Genomic DNA, 23,094 nt, shown 5'->3' with positions numbered 1-23,094 from the left:
GTCCCCACCCTGCGCAACCTGTTCGAAGAACTCAGCGGCCTGGAGCTCGGTGATGCCGACGCGGGCGCGAGCTTCCTGGAGCTGGGGCTCGACTCGCTGGTGCTCACCCAGGCGGCGCTCGCGGTGCAGAAGCAGTTCGGCGTGAAGGTCACCTTCCGGCAGCTGCTGGAAGAGGTCCCGTCGCTGGGCCAGCTCGCCGCGTACCTCGACGGCCGGATGCCCGCGGAGGCCGCTCCGGCTCCCGCGCCTGCTCCGGTGGCCGCCGCTCCATCCGCGCCCGCGCAGCTCGCCGCGAACATCCTCGCGCAGCAGCAGGTCGTCGCCGCGCCGGCCGGCAGCGCGCCCGCGTTCCAGGCCACCGCGCCCGCGGGCACGCTCCAGGCGGTCATCGAGCAGCAGCTGCGCCTGATGACCCAGCAGCTCGCGCTCCTGTCCGGACAGCCCGCGTCCGCGCCGGTGCAGGTCCAGTTCCAGGCCACCGCGCCCGCCCCGGTGGCCGTGGCCCCGGAGGCTTCCGTGGCGCCCGCGCCTGTCGCCGCCGCCGTGGCGGACGAGCCCGAGCTGAAGGGCCCGGTGAAGTACGACGTGAAGAAGGCGTTCGGCGCCATCGCGCGCATCAGCCTCGCGCCGAAGGACGCGCTCACGCCCCGCCAGCAGACGTTCCTGGAGGACTTCACCCGCCGCTACAACGCGAAGACGCAGGGCTCCAAGCGTTCGGCGCAGGAGAACCGCTCCCAGCTGTCCGACCCGCGCGTGGTGACGGGCTTCCGGCCGCTCTTGAAGGAGCTCATCTACCCGCTGGTGGTGAACCGCTCCAAGGGCTCGCAGCTCTGGGACGTGGACGGCAACCAGTACCTGGACGCGCTCAACGGCTTCGGCTCGGTGATGTTCGGCCACGCGCCGGACTTCATCACCCAGGCGGTGCACCAGCAGGTGGACGACGGCTACGAGCTGGGGCCCATGCACCCGCTGGCGGGTGAGGTGGCGAAGCTCGTCTGTGAGTTCACCGGCGCGGACCGCGCGGCCCTGTGCAACACCGGCTCCGAGGCAGTGATGGGAGCGCTGCGCATCGCGCGCACCGTCACCGGCCGCAGCACGGTGGCCATCTTCGCGGGCAGCTACCACGGCATCTTCGACGAGGTGCTGGTGCGCGGCACCAAGAGCCTGCGCACCGTGCCGGCCGCCCCGGGCATCATGGCGGGCGCGGTGCAGGACGTGTTGGTGCTGGACTACGGCACGCCGGAGACGCTCGAAATCCTGCGCTCCCGCGCGGACTCGCTGGCGGCCATCATGGTGGAGCCGGTGCAGAGCCGACGCCCCGACTTCCAGCCGCGCGAGTTCCTGCACCAGCTGCGCGACCTCACGCAGAAGTCCGGCTCCGTCTACATCTTCGACGAGGTCATCACCGGCTTCCGCATGCACCCGGGCGGCGCGCAGGCGGTGTTCGGCGTGCAGGCGGACGTGGCGACGTACGGCAAGGTCGTGGGCGGCGGCATGCCCATTGGCGTCATCGCGGGCAAGCGCCCGTTCATGGACGCGCTGGACGGCGGCCACTGGCAGTTCGGCGACGAGTCCGTGCCCACGGTGGGCGTGACGTACTTCGCCGGCACATTCGTACGCCACCCGCTGGCGCTCGCCGCCGCGAAGGCCGCGCTGGAGCACATGAAGGCCGCGGGCCCGGAGCTGCAGCGCAGCGTGAGCGCGAAGGCGGACAAGCTCGCGAGCACGCTCAACGCGTTCTTCGACGACGTGGGCGCGCCCCTGCGCATCAAGCACTTCGGGTCGCTGTGGAAGACGTTCGTCACGGCGGACATCTCGCACGGCGACCTGCTGTTCTGCCTGCTGCGCGACAAGGGCATCCACATCTGGGATGGCTTCCCGTGCTTCTTCACCACCGCGCACTCGGAAGCGGACCTGCAGCGCCTCATCACCGCGTTCCAGGACAGCGTCACCGAGTTGCAGGACGCGGGCTTCCTGCCGGGCACCGCCCGTCAGACGCAGGCGCCCGCGCCGGTGGCCCTTGATTCCAACCAGCCCCCCGTCCCCGGTGCGCGCCTGGGGCGTGATCCGCAGGGCAACCCGGCCTGGTTCGTCCCGCACCCCACGGTGCCCGGCAAGTTCGTCAAGCTGAGCGAGACCCGATGAAGACCCCCGCGACCCCGAACCAGGCCCTCCCCGACGACTTTGATCCGTTCGCCGGGCCCGCCCTGCTGCTCACCGCGCCGTCCACCGAGCCCCAGCGCGAGGTGTGGACCGGCGTGCAGATGGGCCCCGACGCGTCCTGTGCCTTCAACGAGTCCATGTCCGTGAGGCTCCAGGGCCCGCTGGACCTGGAGTGCCTGCGCGCCGCGCTCCAGGATCTGATGGAGCGGCACGAAGCGCTGCGCACCACGTTCAGCGCGGACGGCCTCACGTTGTGCGTGGCCGCCGCCGCGCCGCTCCCGCTGGAGGTGCTGGCGCTGGACGCGCTGCCGGCTTCCGAGCGCGAGGCGCGGGTCCGCGACCTGCTGGCCCACGAGGTGGAGACGCCGCTGTCGCTGGAGACAGGGCCCCTGCTGCGCCCCCGCATCGTCCGGCTGGCCGCGGATCAGCACCTGCTGACGCTGACCGCGCACCACATCGTGTGCGACGGCTGGTCCATGGCGGTGATGCTGCGGGACCTGGCGGCGTTCTACTCGGCGCACGTGCGCCGGGTGCCGGCGGTGATGGCGCCCGCGCCCACGTTCAGCGACTACGCCCGCGCGCAAGCGCAGCTGGCCACGACGCCGGAGTACGCGGAGCATGAGCGCTACTGGCTCCAGCGGTTCTCCGGCACGCTGCCGGTGCTGGAGCTGCCGTTGGACAAGCGGCGTCCGCCGTCGAAGACGTACAGCTCCCGGCGCGAGGACTACGTCCTGGAGCCCGCGCTCGTCGAGCAGCTCAAGCGCGTGGGCGCGCGCCATGGCGGCAGCTTCTTCACCACGCTGCTGGCGGGCTTCAAGGCGCTGCTGCACCGGCTGACGGGGCTGGAGGACGTGGTGGTGGCCATCCCCGCCGCGGGCCAGTCCGTGGCCGGGCTGAAGGACCTGGTGGGCCACTGCGTGAACGCGCTGCCCCTGCGCAGCAACGTGTCCGCGGAGGCGCCCTTCACGCAGGTGATCAAGCAGCTGCGCACCACGATGCTCGATGCGTACGAGCACCAGGAGTACACGTTCGGCACGCTGCTCAAGCAGCTCGCGCTGCCGAGAGATCCGAGCCGCCTGCCGCTCGTCAACGTGCTGTTCAACGTGGATCAGGCCGTCACGGGCGAGCAGCTGTCGTTCCAGGGCCTCACCTGCACCCTGGCGAGCAACCCGCGCCACTACGAGAACTTCGACCTGTTCATCAACGCGGCGGAAGCCCACGGCCGCGTGGTGCTGGAGTGCCAGTACAACACCGACCTCTTCGAGGGCGCCTCGGTCCGCCGCTGGATGGCCTGCTACGAGGAGCTGCTGCGCGGAGTCATCGCTGACGCGGAAGCCCCGGTGTCGCGTCTGCCATTGCTGCCCGAGGCGGAGAAGCAGCGGGTGCTGGTGGATTGGAACGCCACCACGAGGCCGTTCAACCGCGAGGCCTTCGTCCACACGTTGGTCGCCGCCCAGGCCGAGGCCACGCCCGACGCAGTGGCCCTGCGCTCCGGCGCCGTGACGCTCACCTACCGTCAGCTCCTCCAACGCAGCCACCAGGTGGCGCATGCGCTGAAGCAGGCGGGCGTCACGCCGGGAAGCCTCGTCGGCCTGTTCACCGAACGTGGCCCGGACATGGTCGTGGGCCTGCTGGGCATCCTCCAGGCCGGTGCGGGCTACGTCCCGTTGGATCCAGGCTTCCCGCCCGAGCGCCTCGCCTTCATGGTCGAGGACGCGAAGCTCTCCACCATCCTCACGCAGCAGTCGCTGGTGGCGTCGCTGCCGTCCTCCACCGTGAAGCCGCTCCTGCTGGAGGACACGTCCTCGCAGCCGGAGTCCGCGCCCCCCGCGCTGGACGTGTCTCCGGAAGCCGTGGCGTACGTCATCTACACGTCGGGTTCGACGGGCAAGCCCAAGGGCGTGCGCGTGCCGCACCGCGCGGTGGTGAACTTCCTGGCCACCATGCAGGAAGCCCCGGGCCTCTCCGCCCAGGACGTGCTGCTGGCCGTCACCACGCTCTCCTTCGACATCGCCGTGCTGGAGCTGCTGCTGCCCCTCACCACCGGCGCCCAGGTGGTGCTTGCCTCGCGTGACACCGCCTCCGACGGTGCGCTGCTCAAGGCCGCGCTCGAAGCGAATGCCGTCACCGTCATGCAGGCCACGCCCTCCACCTGGCGTCTGCTGTTGGAGGCCGGCTGGCAGCCCCGCCCGGGCTTCAAGGCCCTCTGCGGCGGTGAGGCCCTGCCCCGTGAGCTGGCCGAAGCCCTCCTCGCCCGTGTCGGCAGCCTCTGGAATATGTACGGCCCCACGGAGACCACCGTCTGGTCCACCACCTGGCGCGTGCAGCCGCCCCTCTCCTCCATCCGCATCGGCCGCCCCATCGCCAATACCCAGCTCTACCTCCTCGACGCGCACCTGGCCCCGGTGCCCGTGGGCGTCGCCGGAGAGCTGTACATCGGCGGTGACGGCGTCACCCTGGGCTACCTGCACCGGCCGGAGCTGACGCAGGAGCGCTTCCTGCCCAATCCCTACCGTCAGGGCGAGCGCATGTACCGCACCGGCGACCTGGCCCGCTGGCTGGCCGACGGCACCGTCGAGTACCTGGGCCGCAATGACTCGCAGGTGAAGCTGCGCGGCTTCCGCATCGAGCTGGGCGAAGTCGAAGCCGCCCTCGCCTCCCATCCGTCGCTGGCCCAGGCCGTCGCCCTCGTCCGCGAGGACCGCCCCGGCGACCGCCGCCTCGTCGCCTACCTCATCGCGCGTCCCGGTCAGACGACGCCCTCGGACGAGGTCCTCCGCGCGCACCTCAAGCAGGGGCTGCCGGAGTACATGGTCCCGCAGCACTTCGTGGCGCTGCCCGCACTGCCGCTCACGCCCAACGGCAAGGTGGACCGCAAGGCCCTGCCGTCGCCGCAGGTGGGATCGCAGGAGGACGCGTACGTCGCGCCCCGCGATGAGACGGAGCAGAAGCTCGCGGCCATCTTCGCCGACGTGCTGGGCTTGCGCCGGGTGAGCGTCACGGCCGACTTCTTCCGGCTGGGCGGACACTCGCTGCTGGCCTCGCAGGCCCTCACGCGCGCGAGCCGCGACCTGGACGTCAGCCTCACGCTGCGCCGGATGTTCGAGGCGCCCACGGTGGAGAAGCTGGCCCGACTGGTGCGCGGTGACGACGGGGCGACGAGCCCCGCGCAGCGCATCGCACCCCGGAAGAGCACCGAACCCGCCCCGCTGTCGCTGATGCAGCAGCGGCTGTGGTTCCTGGAGCAGCTCAACCCGGGCACCGCCGTCTACAACCTGCCCGCGGCGTTCCGCATCCACGGCGCGCTGGACGTGGACGCGCTGCGCGGCAGCTTCAACAAGCTGCTGGAGCGTCACGCGGCGCTGCGCACCTTCGTGCGCTGGGATGAAGGCACGCCGGTGCAGCACATCGCGCCGACGCTGACGGTGGAGCTGGCGCCGGTGGACCTGGAGCCCGTCCCCGCGAACCAGCGCGAGGAGGACCTGCTGCGCCGACTCCAGGCGCTGGCGGACGAGTCCATCCCCATCACCGCGCCGCCGCTGTTCCGGCTCACGCTGTTCCGCCTGGGCGCGGCCGAGCACGTCCTCTTCTTCATGCCCCATCACCTCATCTGGGATGGGTGGTCGTTCGACGTGTTCCTGCGCGACCTGGACGTCCTCTACGCGGCGCTCACGAAGGGTGAGGAGCCGAAGCTCCCCGCGCTGCCCATCCAGTACGCGGACTTCACCGAGTGGCACCGCAACTGGCTCCAGGGCGAGGAGCTGGAGCGTCAGGCCCGCTACTGGCGCCAGAAGCTGTCCGGGAACCTGCCCGCGCTGGAGCTGCCCACCGACAAGCCGCGCCCCGCGCAGATGAGCCTCAAGGGCGGCACGGAGCCGTTCGTCCTCACCGGGGCCGAGGTGGACGCGCTCACGAAGCTGGGCCGTGAGTCGAACGCCACGCTGTACATGGTGCTGCTCACGGCCTTCAAGACGCTGCTGCACCGCTACACGGGCCAGGAGGACCTGGTGGTGGGCACGCCCATCCGGGGTCGCTCGCATCCCGAGGTGGAGGACCTGCTCGGCTTCTTCGTCAACACGCTCGTGCTGCGCACGCAGATGGGACCGGAGCTGACGTTCCGCCAGCTGTTGGACCGCGTGCGCACCACGTGCATGGAGGCCTTCGGCCACCAGGACATGCCCATCGAGCTGCTGATGCAGCAGCTGGGTGTGCAGCGCGACCTGAGCCGCACGCCGCTGTTCCAGACGTTCTTCACCTTCCAGGACGTCCGCAACCGCGGCTCCAAACTGGGTGACCTCACCTACGGCCAGGTGCACGTGCACGCGCACGCGACGCCGCTGGACCTGAGCTTCTGGGTGAAGGAGACGGCGAGCGGCATCGTCGGCGGCATGGACTACAACACCGACCTGTTCGAGCGGGACACCGTCGTCCGCATGCTTGAGCAGATCCGCACGCTGCTGCGCGCCGCGCTGTCGGACGCGGAAGTGTCCGTCGCGCGGCTGCCGTTGCTGCCCGAGGCGGAGAAGCAGCGGGTGCTGGTGGATTGGAACGCCACCACGCAGCCGTTCAACCGCGAGGCCTTCGTCCACACCCTCGTCGCCGCCCAGGCCGAGGCCACGCCCGACGCGGTGGCCCTGCGCTCCGGGGCCGTGACGCTCACGTACCGTCAGCTCCTCCAGCGCAGCCATCAGGTGGCGCATGCGCTGAAGCAGGCGGGTGTCACGCCGGGAGGCCTCGTCGGTCTCTTCACCGAGCGCGGCCCGGACATGGTCGTGGGCCTGCTGGGCATCCTCCAGGCCGGCGCCGGCTACGTCCCGCTCGACCCTGGCTTCCCGCCCGAGCGCCTCGCGTTCATGGTCGAGGACGCGCAGCTGTCGCTCGTCCTCACCCAGCGCGCGCTCCAGAGCACCCTGCCCTCCACCACCGCGAAGTCCCTCTTCGTCGAGGACACGACCTCGCAGGTGGACACGGCCCCCGAGCCCCTCACCGCCACGCCCGAAGCCGTGGCGTACGTCATCTACACGTCGGGTTCGACGGGCAAGCCCAAGGGCGTGCGCGTTCCGCACCGCGCGGTGGTGAACTTCCTGGCCACCATGCAGGAGGCCCCGGGCCTCTCCGCCCAGGACGTGCTGCTGGCCGTCACCACGCTCTCCTTCGACATCGCCGTGCTGGAGCTGCTGCTGCCCCTCACCACCGGCGCCCAGGTGGTCCTCGCCTCGCGCGACACCGCCTCCGACGGTGCGCTGCTCAAGGCCGCGCTGGAAGCCAACGCCGTCACCGTCATGCAGGCCACGCCCTCCACCTGGCGGCTGCTGTTGGAAGCCGGCTGGCAGCCCCGTCCGGGCTTCAAGGCCCTCTGCGGCGGTGAGGCCCTGCCCCGTGAGCTGGCCGAAGCCCTGCTCGCCCGCGTCGGCAGCCTCTGGAATATGTACGGCCCCACGGAGACCACCGTCTGGTCCACCACCTGGCGCGTGCAGCCGCCCCTCTCCTCCATCCGCATTGGCCGCCCCATCGCCAATACCCAGCTCTACCTCCTCGACGCGCACCTGGCCCCGGTGCCCGTGGGCGTCGCGGGCGAGCTGTACATCGGCGGTGATGGCGTCACCCTGGGCTACCTCCACCGGCCGGAGCTGACGCAGGAGCGCTTCCTGCCCAATCCCTACCGTCCGGGCGAGCGCATGTACCGCACCGGCGACCTGGCCCGCTGGCTGGCCGACGGCACCGTCGAGTACCTGGGCCGCAATGACTCGCAGGTGAAGCTGCGCGGCTTCCGCATCGAGCTGGGTGAAGTCGAAGCCGCCCTCGCCTCGCACCCCTCCCTCGCCCAGGCCGTCGCCCTCGTCCGCGAGGACCGCCCCGGCGACCGCCGCCTCGTCGCCTACCTCGTGACGAAGCCCGGACAGGCCTACACGGACACGGAGCTTCGCAAGCACCTGCGCACGCAGCTTCCGCAGTACATGGTGCCGCAGCACTTCGTGGAGCTGGAGGCGCTGCCGCTCACGCCCAACGGCAAGGTGGACCGCAAGGCCCTGCCGCCCCCGGCGGGCACCGCGCGTCCCGCCGAGGACGCCTTCGTCGCGCCCCGCACGGAGACGGAGAAGCAGCTGGCGCGCATCTGGCGGGAGGTGCTCGGCATCGCCCAGGTGGGCGTGCACGACAACTTCTTCAACATCGGCGGCCACTCCCTGCTGTCCTTCCAGGTGGTGATGCGCGTCCAGAAGGAGCTGGGACAGGTCCTGCACCCGCGCACGCTGCTGCTCAACACGCTGGAGCAGGTGGCCTCTCAGCTCACGCCCGTGGCGTCAGCGCCGACCTCACAGACGGCGCCCCCGCCGGCCGCGACGACAAAGATTGCCACCCAGGAGACTTCTGTTCCCCTGGCGCAACGCTTGTTCAATAAGCTGCGGCGCAACCTGCCAGGGCGCTCGGACTGAGCGTCCGTCGAGGAGAATGGTCCAACCGTGACACCCTGCTTCTTCGGCAGCTCCGAAAGACAGCTTTTCGGCATGCACCACCCCGCTCAAGGCGCTGAACGCGCCACCGGGGTGGTCCTCTGCTACCCCGCCGCCCAGGAATACATGCTGACGCACTGGGCCTTCCGGAAGCTGGCCGGAATGCTCGCGCGCGAAGGCTTCCACGTCTTCCGGTTCGACTACTTCGGCACGGGTGACTCCGCCGGAGCGGTCCACGAGGGCCGCGTGTCCGAGTGGGTGAAGGACATCCGGCACGCCGTCAGCGAGCTGCAGGACCTGACCGGCGTCCAGCGCGTGTCCCTCGTGGGCATGCGGCTGGGCGCGGCGCTCGCCGTGCGCGCCGCCGTGGAGGGCCTGTCCACCGCCGGGCTCGTGCTGTGGGAGCCCCTGGTGGAGGGCGCGGCCTACCTCCAGGAGCTGGAGCTGCTCCAGACGCGCCGGGCGGCCCGCACGCTCTTTCCCCAGCCGGAGGTCCCGCTGGACGTGCGCCAGGAGCTGCTCGGCTTCGCGTTTCCCCGCGCGCTCCACGACGACATCCTCGCGTTGGACCTCACGGCGCTGCCCGCGTGGCCCGCGACGCGCACGCACCTGGTGACCGCCACCCCCAAGCCCGACTACGAGCGCCTCCAGCGACACCTGGAAGCCACCGGCCTGCCCTTCCAGCACCACCTCGTGCCGGAGGACACCGGGGCGTCGGCGGTCCGGGAGTCCGCGCTCCTGTCCAACCGCGTCCTGCAGACCATCACCTCGCTCCTGAAGGAGGCCGCGTGATGCGCGAGCGTGTGTGTACCTTTGGCCCCGAGGAGTCCCTCGTGGGCGTGTTGACAGAGCCGGATCCGGCGAAGGTGTTGCCGGGCGCGCCCACGGTGGTGGTCTCCAACGTGGGCCTCAACCACCACGTGGGTCCGTACCGGCTGTGGGTGGAGCTGGCGCGGCAGCTCGCGGAGCGCGGCATCAGCACGCTGCGCTTCGATTTGTCCGGCCTGGGGGACAGCCGCCCGCGGCGCGCCGGAGGCCCCGACGAGTTCCAGCGGGCCCGCGAGGAGACGCGCGCGGCGCTCGACTACCTGGAGCAGAAGAAGGGCCAGCGCCGCTTCGTGCTCATCGGCCTGTGCTCCGGCGTGGACAGCGTGCACGCGGTGACGGTGCAGGACGCGCGCGTGGTGGGCGCGGCCTTCATCGACGGCTACACGTACCGCACGGCGGGCTACCACCTGCGCTTCCAGTTCCGCTACCTGAGCCCCCGTCGCTGGAGCCGCTACCTGCGCAAGCGCAAGCTGCCGGCCCAGCTGCGCGAGGCGGGCGAAGCGGATGAGGTCTACACGCGCGAGTACCCGGAGCAGGCGCGGCTGATGGAGGACTACGGCCGCCTCCTGGAGCGCGGCGTCAACCTCTGCTTCGTCTTCTCCGGAGGCATGGGGCTCTCCTACAACTACGAACGCCAGTTCTACGAGATGTTCTCCCCGCTCAAGCTGGAGAACCGCGTCACGTATGCCTTCTACCCGCACGCGGATCACCTCTTCTCCGTGCCCGACGACCGCGCGGATCTGCTGCGCAAGCTCATCGCGTGGGCGGTGGGCGCCGTGCCGCCCCGGGCCCTGACGGAGTCGAGGCCGACGGGCTGAAGGCTGCCTGCCCGCCCTGCCAGCGGGAATGCGGCGACCGGCCGGGTGTGCGTCAAGCGCTTGTTTCCCACCCAACGGTCGCCACCTTCGGAAGACCACCCGTTCTTTCGAAGGAGCGTTACCCATGAAGCTCCCCCTGATGGCGGCACTGGCCGCGCTGTCCTTCTCCGGTCAGGCGCTCGCGCAGAGCCACACCGACAACCAGCCCCCGGCGCAGCAGAAGGCGACCACCGACGCGCCCCAGGACAGCGCGCAGCGCTGGGACAAGGCCACGGAGGGCACCAACAGCACCGGCGTCCTCAAGCCCGCGGATGAGAGCGCGGACAGCACCGCCACCGATGAGGGCGTGGGCGGCTCCGGTTCGACCGAGCAGGGGACCAACAGCACGGGCGACGGCTCGGCCGCCGCGAAGCCGGGCGCGACCCACTCCGGCACCCCGGGCAACAAGGGCGCGAAGATGGAAGTGACGCCGCCGGCCTGGGACCAGAACAAGCAGATGGGCAGCTCCGCGAGCCCCACCACGGGCACCCCGCCGGTGGAGGGCAGCGCCGGCAATTAGGCTTGGCTTCGACAGACAGCGCAATGACAGCCATGGACGGGGCCGCCGGAAGGGGGACCCGTCCATACCCCTTGTGGGGTACAGACCCGCGCGCCTCCCACCGCTAAGTCATTGCCTGTACCGCGTCGGTGCGGGCGGGCTCCTTCCGTCCGGCGGACCGGATGGGAGGCCCTGATGAACCTCACCGTGCGCGAGCAGTCGCTCATCTCCGAGCTGACCCAGGCCCTGTCCAGCTCCCTGGACCTGACGGAGGTCCTGTCCCGTGCCCAGAGCGCCATCACGCAGCTGCTGCCGTCCGACTACGCGGCGCTGTGCGTGTCCCGGCCCGAGCAGCCCGGCGACTACGAGTGGTTGGGATTGGGAGCGCCCGGGGTCCTCTTCACGCACTACCCGGAGCTGGCGGCGGTGGACTTCGTGCGCGAGGCCGTGGCGAAGCGGCCCAACGTGGCGCTCCGGGACTCCGACATGCTGTCGCGGCGGGAGCTGAAGCGCAGCCTCCTGTACCTGCGCTGCCGCGAGCTGGGGCTGCCCTTGGAGCACGTGATGGCGGTGCTGCTGGAGCTGCGGGAGGACTGGCACGGCGGCTTCACGCTGTACCGCGAACACGCCCAGCCCTTCTCCACGCGGGAGCAGGCGCTCCTGAACTGGCTGACACCCTACCTGGTGAACACCGTGCGCAACTGCCGGATGTTCTCCGACGTGGCGATGCGGGGCGACCTGTTGGATGCCCTCTTCCACCACCAGGGCGCCGAGTGCGTCGTGGTGGAGCCGCCAGAGCGTGAGACACTGAGGACGCCCGGCGCCACGGCCCTCCTGCGGCGCTGGTACCCGGAGTTGGAGACCAGTGATGCCCGGCTGCCACAGGAGTTGACGGAGCACCTGCGGCGGCTGCGGGACCTCCAGATGCCGGGAAGGACCCGCGTGGACACGCTGGTGCGCTCGGGCCAGCAGACGCACCTCAAGGTCAGCTTCGTGGAGCTGCCCGAGCAGCGCGGCAGCCGGCCCTGGTCGGTGATGTTGCAGGAGTGCTCGCGGTCCATCCCCATCCCGGAGCAGTGGCGCCAGAAGATCTCCAAGCGCGAGGCGGACGTCGTCCAGGGCGTGCTCAGCAACTGGACCAACGAGGCCATCGCCCACGACCTGGGGCTGACGCTCAACACGGTGAAGACGCACCTGCGCAACATCTTCCCCAAGCTGGGGATGGAGAGCCGCACGGACCTGCTCTACCACGCGGCCTGGCGGCAGAAGCCGGGGTGAGCCGCGCTGGGACCCGGAGGCAGGTCGCCTCCAGGCACCAGCGCGTGGCAATGCCTTACGGCTGCTTCTGCACCTTGAGGGTGATGGACGTCATCCCGCCCGAGGGCTGGAGGATGACCGTTCCCGCGGTGAAGTGCTCTTCCTTGAACTGGAACAGCAGCACGCCCGTGATGGTGTCGTTGCTGCTCAGGTCGCTGTCCCAGAGCCGGAACCTCCAAGGCTCCGCGAGCAGCCGGCCCGCCGTCGCGGTGCACCCGCCCGTCGTCCACGCGGGCGTGTAGCTCTGCACCTCGGGGGTGATCGACGCCACGGTCATCCCCGGGCAGGCCAGCTCCACGAAGACATCCGGAGGCGAGTTGTCCGCGTCCCAGGCCGTTCCATTGTTGCCGGCCGTGATTTGCGCCGACACGGGCTGGACGAGCCAGACGCCCGCGGGATCCACCCCGCAGATCTGATCCGTCCGGCACACCTGGGATGTGCCACACGCCGCGCACGTGGCCCCGGCCTTGCCACACGCGGAAGCGGTGTTCCCCGTCTGGCAGGTGTTGTTGAAACAGCAGCCCGTGCAGTTCGACGCCGAGCACTTCTCCGGGGGTGTCGTGTCCTCCCCCGGGTCGTCTCCGCCGCCACAGCCCGCCAGGAACAGTCCCGCCACCACTGCCGCCATCCGATACATTCTCATGCCTGTGTAACGCCCCCAAAAGGTCGGTGTTCGGGGCGCAGGATGTCCAGGCGGGGGTGACGTGTCTTTACCCCTCCTGGGGTATGGCGCGCTCAGGGTTCCCGGAAGAAGCTCGGAAACAGGGCGCGCGTCGTGCGGGCGGACAGCAGCAGCGCGGCCTGTTCCTCCGGGGACGTGAGCGCGCGCAGCACCGCTTCCAGTTCGGCCACGTGGTCACCGTCCGCGGCGCCGTGGCCGCGCAGGAAGGTGACGGCCTTGTGGATGTTCGGGATGCCGCTCTCCGCGATGAGCCGGTCCACCGACGCGGGGGCGCGCTCCACGGAGAGGTATTCCAGCACGTAGGCGGTGCCCAGGAACGCGGTGGGCACGCCCGACAGCGTGGTGAAGCGGTTCCACTCCACGTAGGCCCGCACCGCGGAGCAGACAGGCGCGCGCTCCACGCGATCCGCCGTCCACCCCAGGTTCTTCAGGTCCGCGAGGAGCCACTTCTCGTGGCCATTCTCCTCGCCGGACTTCTGGAGCAGCAGGTCCGCGAGCGCGGTGTGCTGGCCCTCGCGCTTCATGCGCTCGCCGGACTCCGTGAGGAACTGCGTGCTCCAGCGCACGTACTGGTACGTCTGGATGAGGTAGTGGGCGTAGTCATCCTGGCGGATGCGGCCCTCGAAGAGGCGCCGGGCGCCAGGCGTCGCGTCCAGCTCCCGCACGAGCATCCGCGCCTCGTGCCTCAGGGAGCTCATCCAGTCCGCCTTGGGGGTCTGATCCTGCGTCGTCGGCTGCTTGCACATACACGTCTCCTGACCGGGTCCCGTGAAGGTCCGGTGTTTGGGGTTGAAGGGTGAAGGGGAAGAAGGAGCGCGCCAGCCTGAATCAGGCGGCGTCGGCGTCCAGACGGGCGAAGAGGCGCAACGTGCCCTGGGGAATCTCATCCAGGGCGGCGACGAGCGGCACGGTGAAGCGGTGGAAGGCCTTGTCGTAGTGGGGCGGGCCGATGAAGCGCGCGCCCAGCTTGTCCGCGAAGAGTGACAGCACGCGAGGCATGCGCAGGCCGTCCAGTTCGCCCTTTCGAGCGCGCTCCAGTTCCGGCGGCTTGAGGAAGGGCGCCACGGGCGCGGGCGGCGGTGCGGGGAACTCGCGGGTCCGCACGGGGTAGCGGTCGCTCACCCAGCCCCTGCGAGCGGCTGCGCGGTAGAGGAGGTCCGCCTCTTCGGGGGAGTCGGTCTCCATGTTCGCGGCGGCGATCCAATGCGTGACACCGCGGCGGCGGCTCTCGCGGTAGAGCGCCGTCTGGAGGCGCGGCATCACCGCGCCGTTGCGGTTGTGTCGGGAGACGCAGTAGCGCGTCGTCTCCGCGAACACGCGGCCCGGAGCGGCGAGCTGCGACAGGTCCAGCTTCCGCTCGATGTCGAGCCCGAGGACGCTGCCGGCCGAAGCCGCCACCTCCGTGTTGGGCAACAGCAGCCGCGACGTCGCGACCGGCTCATCGCCCGAGTAGACGAGGACGTGCGAGGTCGTGGGCAACGTGTCGAAGCAGTTGGCCTCGCGCGGGGCATGCGGCTTCTTGTCGCCCAGCATCCGCAGCTCCGCACCAAACACGTCCCAGCGAACGCGGAGCGCATCATCAAGCTCGCGCTGGGTATCAGCGACACGGCTACTCAAGGGAGTCATGGGGAGTCTCGCATCCGGCGGTGAAGGGCGGACCGTCTGGCCAACCCTGCACCTTCTTTCGTTGCTGCTTGCCGGAGTGCGCTCGCGGGTTGAGTTTTTTCAATGATCCGTGCTCACCCGCCGCGTCGATCCGCCAGATGTTTCTCATTGATACGGGTGTCGAAGGTATCGGGCGGGACCTCCAGGCCATAGGAGGTGCGCAGCGTCCGGTCCTGCTCGGAGCCCAGGGTCTTTATCGATCCAGGGGATCGCCACGGACCCACTGCCCCGCGAGGCACTACCACCTCCGAGGTACAGACATCGATCCTCAAGGCGATCAACCTCACGGCTAGGAAAAACGACCTCGCGTCGTCGAACTCAACAGGGCTGTAGCGAAAGTGCAGGCAGGCCGAAATCCAACCTGAAAGCAGGCGCACGCATGCCGGTGAGGAGTGGGGGATGAACAGTCCATCGCGAAAACGGGGATGGGACCTTCACGAACGAATGATGAGCCATGACTCGACGGCAACCTTTGACGTCTTCATGACGTTCATGGGACCGCTGATCCGGGCGCTGGAACGCAATCTGGGCTGCTCCTATGACGAAGCCAACGCCTGCGCTGCTGATGCCGTCTATGCCTACGTGAGGCACCCCGAGCGCTTCGACGCAAGCAAGGCCAGCCTCAGTACCTTCTTGACGCAGATCGCCAAGCACAAGGCCCAAGACAGCTATCGCTCATCTACCGCGAGAAACCGGAGAGAGCAGGATCCACGAACGATTTTCGAAGTTCACCCACCGGCTCCGAATATCTCGTTGGAGGAGCGCGTGGACATCAAGCAGAGGCTGGACCGGCTGGTGCAGCGGATTGAAGGAGCCGGCCTGCCGGAGCGGGATCTGGCTGGCATCCGCGTCATCTTCGCCGAAGAGCGGTGCTCCATGGAGTCGATGGCGGAGGCACTGGGGTTGTCGCACCTGCCTCAGGAAGAAATGCGGCAGGCCGTGCGGCGTCACACCGACCGCCTGAAGAAGATCTTGAAGCGCCTCTGCAAGGAGGACCTCGATGACGAATCTTGATTGGTTGAAGCGAGCGGCGCAGCGCAGCACCACCGAGCCCGGACTGCTGGGTCAGGTCTTCGCCACGTATCAGACGCTGGAACATTGCTCCCCGGAGGCGCTGGCCGATGAGCTGGGCTGCAACGAACAGACGCTGCAGATGCTCGCGCTGTGCCGCAAGCCGACGGGTGAGGTGTTCGCCGAGCAGGTGAAGGCGATCTGCGAGCGGTTCGGATTGGCGCCCCTCGCGCTCGTCAACGTGCTGCGTCAGGTGGAGATCATGGGAGAGATGGAGACGACGGCCGCGAATGACAGCGGACGCGGCGTCGCCAGACTCCAGCTCGCTGCGCGAGACCGGAGTCGCAAGGACAAACCCACCCCATGATGCCGCCCTGGTTGAAGGAGGCGGTGAATGCCAGTGGCCTGCCTGCTCCGGAGACCTTCCCCCGCGACCTGGCGCTGGATGTGTCCCTGCTCCTGCGGGTGAGGCCCGTCCCGCTGCGAAGCCTGACCTCTGAGAAGGTGCGTCAGTGGCTCGCTCAGCGCGGGAGGGACGTGGAGATCGGCTACCGGCGGATGCACGGCTGCATGGTCGCGTGGGAGGGCAAGGGGCTCGTGTTCTTCGACCAGGATGACAGCCCTGACGAGCAACGCTTCACGGTGGCCCACGAGGTGGGCCACTTCGTGCTCGACCACCTCCAGCCTCGCATGCGGGCCCTGGCCTTCTTCGGAGAGAGCATCCAGGACGTCCTGGACGAGAAGCGCGATCCCACTCCGGAGGAGACCTTGACCGCTGCGCTCGAGGACGTGCCTATCGGAGTGCAGATCCACCTGATGGACCGGGGCCCCTCCGGCGCCATCGGGACGGGGACCGTGGCCCGGTCGGAGCAGCGCGCGGACCGGCTGGCATTGGAGTGGCTCGCGCCCGCGAAGCTCGCCCTGGAGGTCCTGCGAAGCGGGCCGGAGGGCCAGGAGGAGCAAAGGCTCGGACAGCACTTCGGGCTGCCCCTCGCGGTGGCGGAGACCTACGTGCGGATCCTCCGCCGTGAGCAAGGCCGCCCCCGATTCTCCATCGTTTCATTTCTTGGTGAGGAGGCAGGGTGACCATGGGTGGCCACGGGCGTTGGGACGACGACGATGAAGAGGATTTCACGGGCGACGAGGACTTTCGCGGCTCGTTCCGCGAGGAGCTGTCACGCACGCTCAACCTGGAGACATGGGCCGAGGGCCTGGACCTCCAGGCCATCATGCAGCGCTACCGCGAGGAGATTGGTGGCGCCATGCGCAAAGAGGACCAGCTCCGGTCCGTCATCCGCCAGGAGCTGCTCCCCAAGCTGAAGACCCGGCCCCATGCGCCCGAGGGCGCGGGCCTCTACCGCATGAGCCCCGAGGAGCTGACCGCCATCCACGACGGCCTGCTCTTCGCCGGCCAGGTGGAGGCGGTCAATGGCATCTCCGTGACCCATGAAACGCTGCCCCTGGACATCACGCAGCTGGGCATCGCCGCGATTGGCTATGGCGGCACCTCGGGCACGTTCTCGCAGCGGCTGTTCCGCCGGGAGGTGACGGTCGACGCGCCGGACCCCTACCAGGAGGCGGCGGCGTACATCGAGATGCGTCAGAACCGCTCCCACCCAGGGCGCAACGGACCGGACAGCCTGTCGCGGCTGGCCCGGCGAGGTATCCGCGCCTACGCCGAGCGCGCCATCCTGGTGGAGAAGCTGAAGGCGGAATGGCGAATGGGCCAGGGCAATCCCATCACGCATGAGCTCATCACCGGCTCCGGCTACACGGGATTGCTGACCGCGTCGATCGAGATGCTCACGCGGCTCATGGAGGAGCACCCGCGCTTCGTCTTCGTGTCCGCGCGGATGGAGGACCGCGGCTTCCTCACCATGGGCCATTCACTCGATGCCGGGGAGTTCGTCATCCTCGAGTCGATGGAGCGCGCGGGAAGGGACATCCTGGAAGGCTGGCAGTACGACGCGGACGGGCTCCTGCTGGCACGGGAGTTCGTGAAGAAGTACTGCCACCAGGTAGTGATGGGCCTGTTCCGCGCATCCAACAACGCCCCGCCCCGAATCTTCTACGCGCACGTCAAGCACGCCCACATGGCCGCGTGCGTGGCCATCGCGGACAGCGTGCTCCGCCCGGAGCAGGGCTTTCCCATGTTGCTCGATGTCGCGGAGGCCACGTGCCGCAGCGCCTTCGGGGAGGACGGCTTCCAGGGGCTCGTCCAGGACGCCTACGCGCAAGCAGACGTACGCCTTCAGTACTTCAACGGACGCAAGCCACGTCGCTAGAGGGGAACGACCATCATGTCTGACAATGGCAACAACACCGCGCTGGGGCGCGGTCCGACACCGAACGGCGTAGCCCAGGCCAGGCCCTTGAACGGCCACGCCGTGCCTTCACCGACCGGCAACCCCGTGCAGCGTCCCGCCGCGGCGGTCCCTGCGGCCCGGCCGCCCGCGGGCCCGCCAACGAACCTCCAGATGAACGGGCCACGTCCGGCGTCGGGCCCGGGCGCGCCGCCCAAGCCCCCGTCCAGCGCGGCGCCTCCCGCTGCTCCATCTCCGGGCTCGCAGCCTTCCAGGCCACCGACTCGGCCCCCCGTCACCAAAGACGTCAAGAATGAGGTCGTCCAGCCATTGCCAGACGGCGCGAAGAACGAGCTGGACGCCGCGAAGGCGAAGGCGGAGGCACTGAAGGCCGATCCCGAGCTGGAGAACGCCGTGGGATTCACCCACTTCGACACCAGCGCGAGCCACGACAACCTCATCACCGTCCTGTCGACGAAGGAGGACCTGCACCGGCTCGCCTCGCAGACCCTGGTGCGCATCAAGTGCCGCCAGGACGACAAGACCTACCTGGGGGTCGTGGTCCGGGGCCCGTTCGCGGAACCGAACGCCGTTCCCGCGAACTCCACCATGGCCATTGGCGTGGTGACCCACGGCAAGAAGCTCACCTACACCTTCGAGTACCACGGCCGGGCGGAGGTCGAGATCCTCGGAGAAGAGACGGCGGGTGTCCTCAAGCCGCACCGCTTCCGTCCCCGTCCCCAGAGCCCCGTCTTCGTCCTCGATGAAAAGGAGAGCGCGACGGTGCTGGGGGTCAATGGCGAGATGATCATCGGGACGGTGGTGGGCTACGAGCAGATGGAGGCGCGGATCAACGCCCGGGACAAGTCGGTGCTGCCCCGGCACACCGGCATCATCGGGACGACGGGAGGCGGCAAGTCGACCACGGTGGCCACGCTCATCCACCGGGCCCAGCGCGAGGGCATCGCCACCATCGTCTTCGACGTGGAGGGTGAATACACGCACGTGGACCAGCCCACCGACCATGTGGCGATGGTCGAAACCCTCAAGCGCCGGGGGCAGCGGCCCGAGGGCGTGAAGGACCTGCACATCCATCACCTCGTCGGCCGGGAGAGCCGCAACCCGCGCCACAAGAACCTGCACCGCTTCTCGCTGAACTTCTCCAGCCTGTCGCCGTATGCGCTGGCGGAGATCCTCGACATGTCGGACGCGCAGCAGGAGCGCTTCCTCAAGGCGTATGACGTCACGAAGCTGCTGCTCGAGGACTTCGAGGTCTATCCCGTCACGGAGGAAGAGCGCAGGGAGGCCCTGGAGGTCGATGAGCTGTCCACCGGCTTTCCGAAGATGACCATCCAGCACGTCCTCGACGTCGTGAACGCGTACCTCTACAGCCTGAGCGACGAGGGCAAGGCGGAGGGGAAGAGCCGGCCGCGTCGGGCCGCGAAGGCCAAGGGGACGATCCAGGAGGACATCGAGGCGCTGGAGGAGGAGGACTCCACGCCGGCCCACGGGATGACGCTCTTCAGCGTGTTCAAGACCGACCCCGGCAAGGTCATGCGGCGGGTGATGGCCCAGAGCAGCCGCAATGTCATCAGCTGGAAGGCGCTGGCCAGCAAGCTCCAGCGGCTGCGCCGGCTGAACATCTTCGACATGGGAACCACGGAGGGCGTTCGCTACGACGCCATGCTCTCCCCGGGCCGGGTGTCCGTCATCGACCTGTCGGACACGGACTCGCCCCAGCTCAACAACCTGGTCATCGCGGACATCCTGCGCGGGATCCAGGAGCGGCAGGAGGTGAGCTACGAGAAGGCCCACCGCGAGGGTGGAGAGGTCACCCCGGTCATCATCATCATCGAGGAGGCGCACGAGTTCCTGTCCGCCAGCCGCATCGCCCAGATGAAGACCCTCTTCGAACAGGTGGCGCGGATCGCGAAGCGGGGCCGCAAGCGCTGGCTGGGGCTCGTCTTCGTCACGCAGCTTCCCCAACATCTGCCCACCGAAGTGCTCGCCCTGCTCAACAACTTCATCATCCACAAGATCACCGATGGGTCGGTCATCGGGCGGCTCAAGCAGAGCGTGGGCAGCATCGACGAGAGCCTGTGGAACCGCGTGTCGCGGCTCGCTCCGGGACAGGCCTTGATGTCCTTCAGTCACTTCACCCGGCCGCTGATGGTCGCCGTGGATCCCGCACCCGTTAAGCGGCTGCTCGTCGATTAGTCACCTGGAGCTCAGGGACGGTGGGGGGTGGGAGCGATATAGAGCCAGCCGCCATGCTCCTGCCCGCCCTCCTCGCCTCCGTCATCGTCGCCCAGGCGCCCGCCTCCCCCGCGTCCCGCGCAGCGGAGACGCTCGGCCTGGGCCCCGTCCTGGATTCCGTCACACACCAGGGCGTGACCTACGCCGCGCTTGGACGCGGTGGCATCGCCGTCCTCAAGCTCGAGGGCGCCTCGCCCCAGCTTTTGCGGCGCCTGGAGGAGGGTCGGCGCTTCGTGCGGCTCGTCGTCGTCGGCCAGTCCCTCCTCGCCATCGAGCAGCGCGAGGAGGCCCACGCGTTCTCACTCGCCACGCCCGAACAGCCCCAGCCCGATTCGCTGGCGTCCGCGCTGGGAGCAACGCGAGACCTCACCGTCACCGCCGTGAAGGATGGCGACGTGACGCTCTCCGGCGGCGACACCGCGGGCCTGCGGGAAGGCTCCCGCGTCCGGGTCCGCACGCAGGCCGAACGCGAAGTGGTGCTCGAGGTCATCGAGACCCGCGAGAACTCCGCCCTCGCCCGCCTGGGCCGGGGCGAAACCGTGCGCGTGGGGGACTCCGTCGTCGTCACCGATGCGCCCGCCACCGCGCGCCTCTTCTTCCCCGAACCCGGCGTGCCCCACCTGCGCTATGGCTTCCATGCCCGGCCGTTCCTCGCGCTGGACGCCACCACCCGGCTGGGTCGCTCCGCTCGCGCTGGCGGCCTGCTGCTGGATGCCTTCGTCGCATGGCGTCCGGGTGAGCTCCCCCTCGTCCTGAGCGCCCAGCTGGAACCCGTGGGCTTCGGGCTTGGCACCGGCCTTCGCCACACCCCGGGCTCCGCCTACGTCGCCGCCGCCTACGCCACCGACTTCCTCGAAGTCGGAATCGGCGCGGGCGCGCAGTTCGGCCAGAAGGAGTGCTTCCCCGAACTGGACCCGGACACGTACGAGGCCATCGAAGGCAAGAACGTCTGCGCGTCCAACGCTGGCCTCACCGTGCAGCAGGTGCTGCGGCTGGGCGCGCTCGACGGCTTCCACATCGCGTGGAGCTCTTCCATCCTCTCGCGTGAGAACCAGTTCCGCTTCGGTTCGGGCCGGGGCGAAGTCCAGGTGCCCCTCACCCCCAGCCTCTCCCTGTTCGGCGCGGGCGGCGGCTCCGCCAGCGGTTGGAACTTCGGCGAGCTCGGCGTGCGCAGCTTCCTCAAGGGCACGGGCGGCGCCGGCACCACCGTGTTCTCCGCGAGCCTGGGCATCGTCTCGCTGTCCGACGGCACCGGAGAAGCCCTCACCGGTCCGTCGGTCTCGATTGGCATTGAACGCCGCCCCTGAGGCTTGCGCTCAGTGGCCGGACGCCATCGACGCGGCGAACTCGTCCGGCACCATCGAGCCGGAGATGGGGAAGTCCTTCGGCGCCCGCTGCCACGCCTTCCCGCCTGCCTTCCGGGGAGGCTTCCGTGGGATCCGCCGCAGGCCCATGAAGGCCAACGACACCACGCCCAGCCCGAGGGCCCCCGAGGCCACGTGGGCGAACACCCCGCTCCGCTTGTGCCGTGAGCTTCCCACCCCGAAGAAGGGGAGCGCGGCGACAGGCGCGGCGGCCAGGACCAGCCACGTGCGCCAGTTCGCGCGAGCCTGCGTCTTCAATGCCGCAATCAAAGCCATGGGGCGTCCTTCCGAGCACGAGGGTCATCCAGGAGGGTGAGGACGACCCGAGGGCCGCGAAAGGCCCCCCACCCCCTGCTCGCCTGCCGCCTCACAGCCAGCGCCCGGAGGCCCGCCTGCCCTGCCCCTGCGCGCTTCAGCCGCTCAGCGCCCGTACGCGGGCCGCGAGGCTCTGGGTGAAGAGCCGGTAGATGTGCAGCGACGCCGTGTCGTGCGTGGCCAGGAAGTGCTGGAAGCTCTCGCGCGTGATGCGCAGCGCACGCACCGCCGTCTTCGCCCGCACGTTCGCGGACACCGGGCCGTCCTGCACCAGGGAGATTTCGCCCAGGTGCGACCCCGGCCCCAGCGTGTTGAGGAGCCGCGCGTTCGGCTCGTTGCCGCTGAACACGTCCACCGTGCCCTCCAGCAGCACCAGCAGCCCGGTGCCGGGCGCGCCCTTCTCCAGCAGCACCGCGCCAGGGGGCACCGCCACGGGCCGGGCCACCCGGTAGAGGTCCTTCATGTCGTCCAGCGGCAGCTCGCCGAAGATGGGGATGGCCTTGAGGAAGCGGTAACCGCTGGCCTCCGGCACGGACGCGCCCGCGGCCAGCCGCGCGAGGAGCGCCTCGGCCTCCACGTCCAACCCCATGCGCCGCAGCAGCCGCGCCTTCTCCGTCACCAGCACCGGATCCACGCGCAGCAGTTCGGAGCTGCTCAGCGCGTCCGCCAGCACCGCGAGCGCCCGGTGCGTGAAGCCTTCGGAGTCCAGCGCCTTGCAGGTGCGCAGCACCGCTTCGACGTAGCGGGGGTCCTCGGTGCGCACGCCGCCCAGGGCCTCGGCCTCCGCGTGCGTCTGGCCCAGCTCGCGGTAGAGGTCCGCGGCCTCGAAGGGGCGCCCCAGCCGGACCAGGCAGTTCGCCATCGACTCGCGCGCGCCCAGGCCCCGGTACACCTCCAGCGCCCGCTCCAGCGCCCCGCCCCGCTCGAAGGCCGCCGCGGCGCGCTCCACCTCGCCCGCGCGCAGGTACGCCTCCGCCGCCGCCACGTGCTGGCCGCCTTGCGCGTACAGGTCCGCCACCGACACGTCGTCGCCGCTGCCGTCGAGCAGCTTCGCCGCCCCGGTGAAGTCGCGCGCCCTGCGCAGCACGTCCACCAGCCAGTGGCGCTCCTTCACGGTGCCCTGGGAGGCCTCCTTGCGCAGCCGTTCACGCTGCGCGGCGCCCAGCTCCTCGTAGAGCTGCGCCGCGCGCTCCGGCTCTCCCTGCGCCGCCAGGGTCTGCACCACCTGGAGCGTGCCGCCTCGGGCCGCGCCGCTCCGTCCGCTGCTCGCCGTGTCGCCTGCCATGTCACTTCCCCTTCCCGGGCCCGCCCCGCTGGGGCGACGCGCCCGGTGCCGCCACCGCCTGACTAACCAGGAACCCGGGCGTAAAGCTACCCCTTTC

Annotated in this window: 17 protein-coding genes; 12 read left to right on the top strand and 5 right to left on the bottom strand. The window is 69.7% G+C overall.

The features are described from left to right. The 6 genes from D7V97_RS18140 to D7V97_RS18115 form a co-directional block, all read left to right on the top strand. On the top strand, positions 1-2,145 hold a 2,145-nt coding region (locus D7V97_RS18140; RefSeq protein ID WP_120611907.1), incomplete at its 5' end, for an aminotransferase class III-fold pyridoxal phosphate-dependent enzyme. Continuing rightward, positions 2,142-8,597 carry a non-ribosomal peptide synthetase gene (locus D7V97_RS18135; RefSeq protein WP_120611906.1) on the top strand — a complete coding sequence of 2,152 codons (6,456 nt, stop codon included), beginning with the start codon at positions 2,142-2,144 and terminating at the stop codon, positions 8,595-8,597. The genes D7V97_RS18140 and D7V97_RS18135, both read left to right, overlap by 4 nt. Positions 8,598-8,624: 27 nt before the next feature. Beyond that, positions 8,625-9,407 (top strand): alpha/beta fold hydrolase, encoded by a 783-nt coding sequence (locus D7V97_RS18130; RefSeq protein ID WP_147444856.1) that lies wholly within the window; start codon positions 8,625-8,627, stop codon positions 9,405-9,407. After that, positions 9,407-10,261: an alpha/beta fold hydrolase gene (locus tag D7V97_RS18125; RefSeq protein WP_120611904.1), complete on the top strand. Its 855-nt coding sequence runs from the start codon at positions 9,407-9,409 to the stop codon at positions 10,259-10,261. Before D7V97_RS18130 ends, D7V97_RS18125 begins: the two co-directional genes overlap by 1 nt. Before the next feature lie 124 nt (positions 10,262-10,385). After that, a complete protein-coding gene (locus tag D7V97_RS18120) occupies positions 10,386-10,820 on the top strand; it encodes a hypothetical protein (RefSeq protein ID WP_120611903.1) in 435 nt (144 codons plus the stop codon). A 174-nt stretch (positions 10,821-10,994) separates the two neighbouring features. Beyond that, on the top strand, positions 10,995-12,077 hold the full coding sequence (locus tag D7V97_RS18115; RefSeq protein ID WP_120611902.1) for a helix-turn-helix transcriptional regulator: 1,083 nt from the start codon (positions 10,995-10,997) through the stop codon (positions 12,075-12,077). Between the two features lie 55 nt (positions 12,078-12,132). On the opposite strand, the gene D7V97_RS18110 is transcribed toward D7V97_RS18115, so the two are convergent. From D7V97_RS18110 to D7V97_RS18100, 3 genes are all read right to left on the bottom strand, one after another. After that, the gene (locus tag D7V97_RS18110; protein ID WP_233582934.1) at positions 12,133-12,744 is read right to left on the bottom strand and encodes a hypothetical protein; all 612 of its coding nucleotides are present in this window, start codon (positions 12,742-12,744) and stop codon (positions 12,133-12,135) included. Between the two features lie 107 nt (positions 12,745-12,851). Beyond that, entirely contained in the window at positions 12,852-13,496 is a 645-nt protein-coding gene (locus D7V97_RS18105) for an iron-containing redox enzyme family protein (protein ID WP_233582933.1), read from the bottom strand. Between the two features lie 130 nt (positions 13,497-13,626). Continuing rightward, positions 13,627-14,424, bottom strand: a complete 798-nt coding sequence (locus tag D7V97_RS18100; RefSeq protein ID WP_120611899.1) for a GNAT family N-acyltransferase — start codon at positions 14,422-14,424, stop codon at positions 13,627-13,629. 438 nt (positions 14,425-14,862) lie between these two features. On the opposite strand from D7V97_RS18100, the gene D7V97_RS18095 reads away from it, so the two are divergent. The 6 genes from D7V97_RS18095 to D7V97_RS18070 are packed head-to-tail and all read left to right on the top strand — an operon-like array spanning position 14,863 to position 21,340. Beyond that, complete coding sequence (locus D7V97_RS18095; RefSeq protein ID WP_120611898.1) at positions 14,863-15,477, top strand: RNA polymerase sigma factor; 615 nt, start codon at positions 14,863-14,865, stop codon at positions 15,475-15,477. After that, entirely contained in the window at positions 15,464-15,841 is a 378-nt protein-coding gene (locus D7V97_RS18090; protein ID WP_120611897.1) for a hypothetical protein, read from the top strand. Before D7V97_RS18095 ends, D7V97_RS18090 begins: the two co-directional genes overlap by 14 nt. Continuing rightward, complete coding sequence (locus D7V97_RS18085) at positions 15,838-16,560, top strand: ImmA/IrrE family metallo-endopeptidase (RefSeq protein ID WP_120611896.1); 723 nt, start codon at positions 15,838-15,840, stop codon at positions 16,558-16,560. Before D7V97_RS18090 ends, D7V97_RS18085 begins: the two co-directional genes overlap by 4 nt. Positions 16,561-16,562: 2 nt before the next feature. Further along, positions 16,563-17,759, top strand: coding sequence for a hypothetical protein (locus D7V97_RS18080; protein WP_120611895.1), 1,197 nt, complete (start codon positions 16,563-16,565; stop codon positions 17,757-17,759). Between the two features lie 15 nt (positions 17,760-17,774). Beyond that, a complete protein-coding gene (locus D7V97_RS18075; protein WP_199728846.1) occupies positions 17,775-19,994 on the top strand; it encodes an ATP-binding protein in 2,220 nt (739 codons plus the stop codon). Positions 19,995-20,047: 53 nt separating this feature from the next. Beyond that, positions 20,048-21,340 carry a hypothetical protein gene (locus tag D7V97_RS18070; RefSeq protein ID WP_120611893.1) on the top strand — a complete coding sequence of 431 codons (1,293 nt, stop codon included), beginning with the start codon at positions 20,048-20,050 and terminating at the stop codon, positions 21,338-21,340. Positions 21,341-21,349: 9 nt separating this feature from the next. On the opposite strand, the gene D7V97_RS18065 is transcribed toward D7V97_RS18070, so the two are convergent. Continuing rightward, positions 21,350-21,673 carry a hypothetical protein gene (locus tag D7V97_RS18065; protein WP_147444855.1) on the bottom strand — a complete coding sequence of 108 codons (324 nt, stop codon included), beginning with the start codon at positions 21,671-21,673 and terminating at the stop codon, positions 21,350-21,352. Between the two features lie 136 nt (positions 21,674-21,809). Continuing rightward, complete coding sequence (locus D7V97_RS18060) at positions 21,810-22,997, bottom strand: cyclic nucleotide-binding domain-containing protein (RefSeq protein WP_120611891.1); 1,188 nt, start codon at positions 22,995-22,997, stop codon at positions 21,810-21,812. Positions 22,998-23,094: the final 97 nt, after the last annotated feature.

This window comes from Corallococcus sp. CA053C, from assembly GCF_003611675.1.
GTDB lineage: Bacteria > Myxococcota > Myxococcia > Myxococcales > Myxococcaceae > Corallococcus.
The sequence above is the reverse complement of the archived record's forward strand: the minus strand, read 5'-3'. Positions and strand labels throughout refer to the sequence as shown.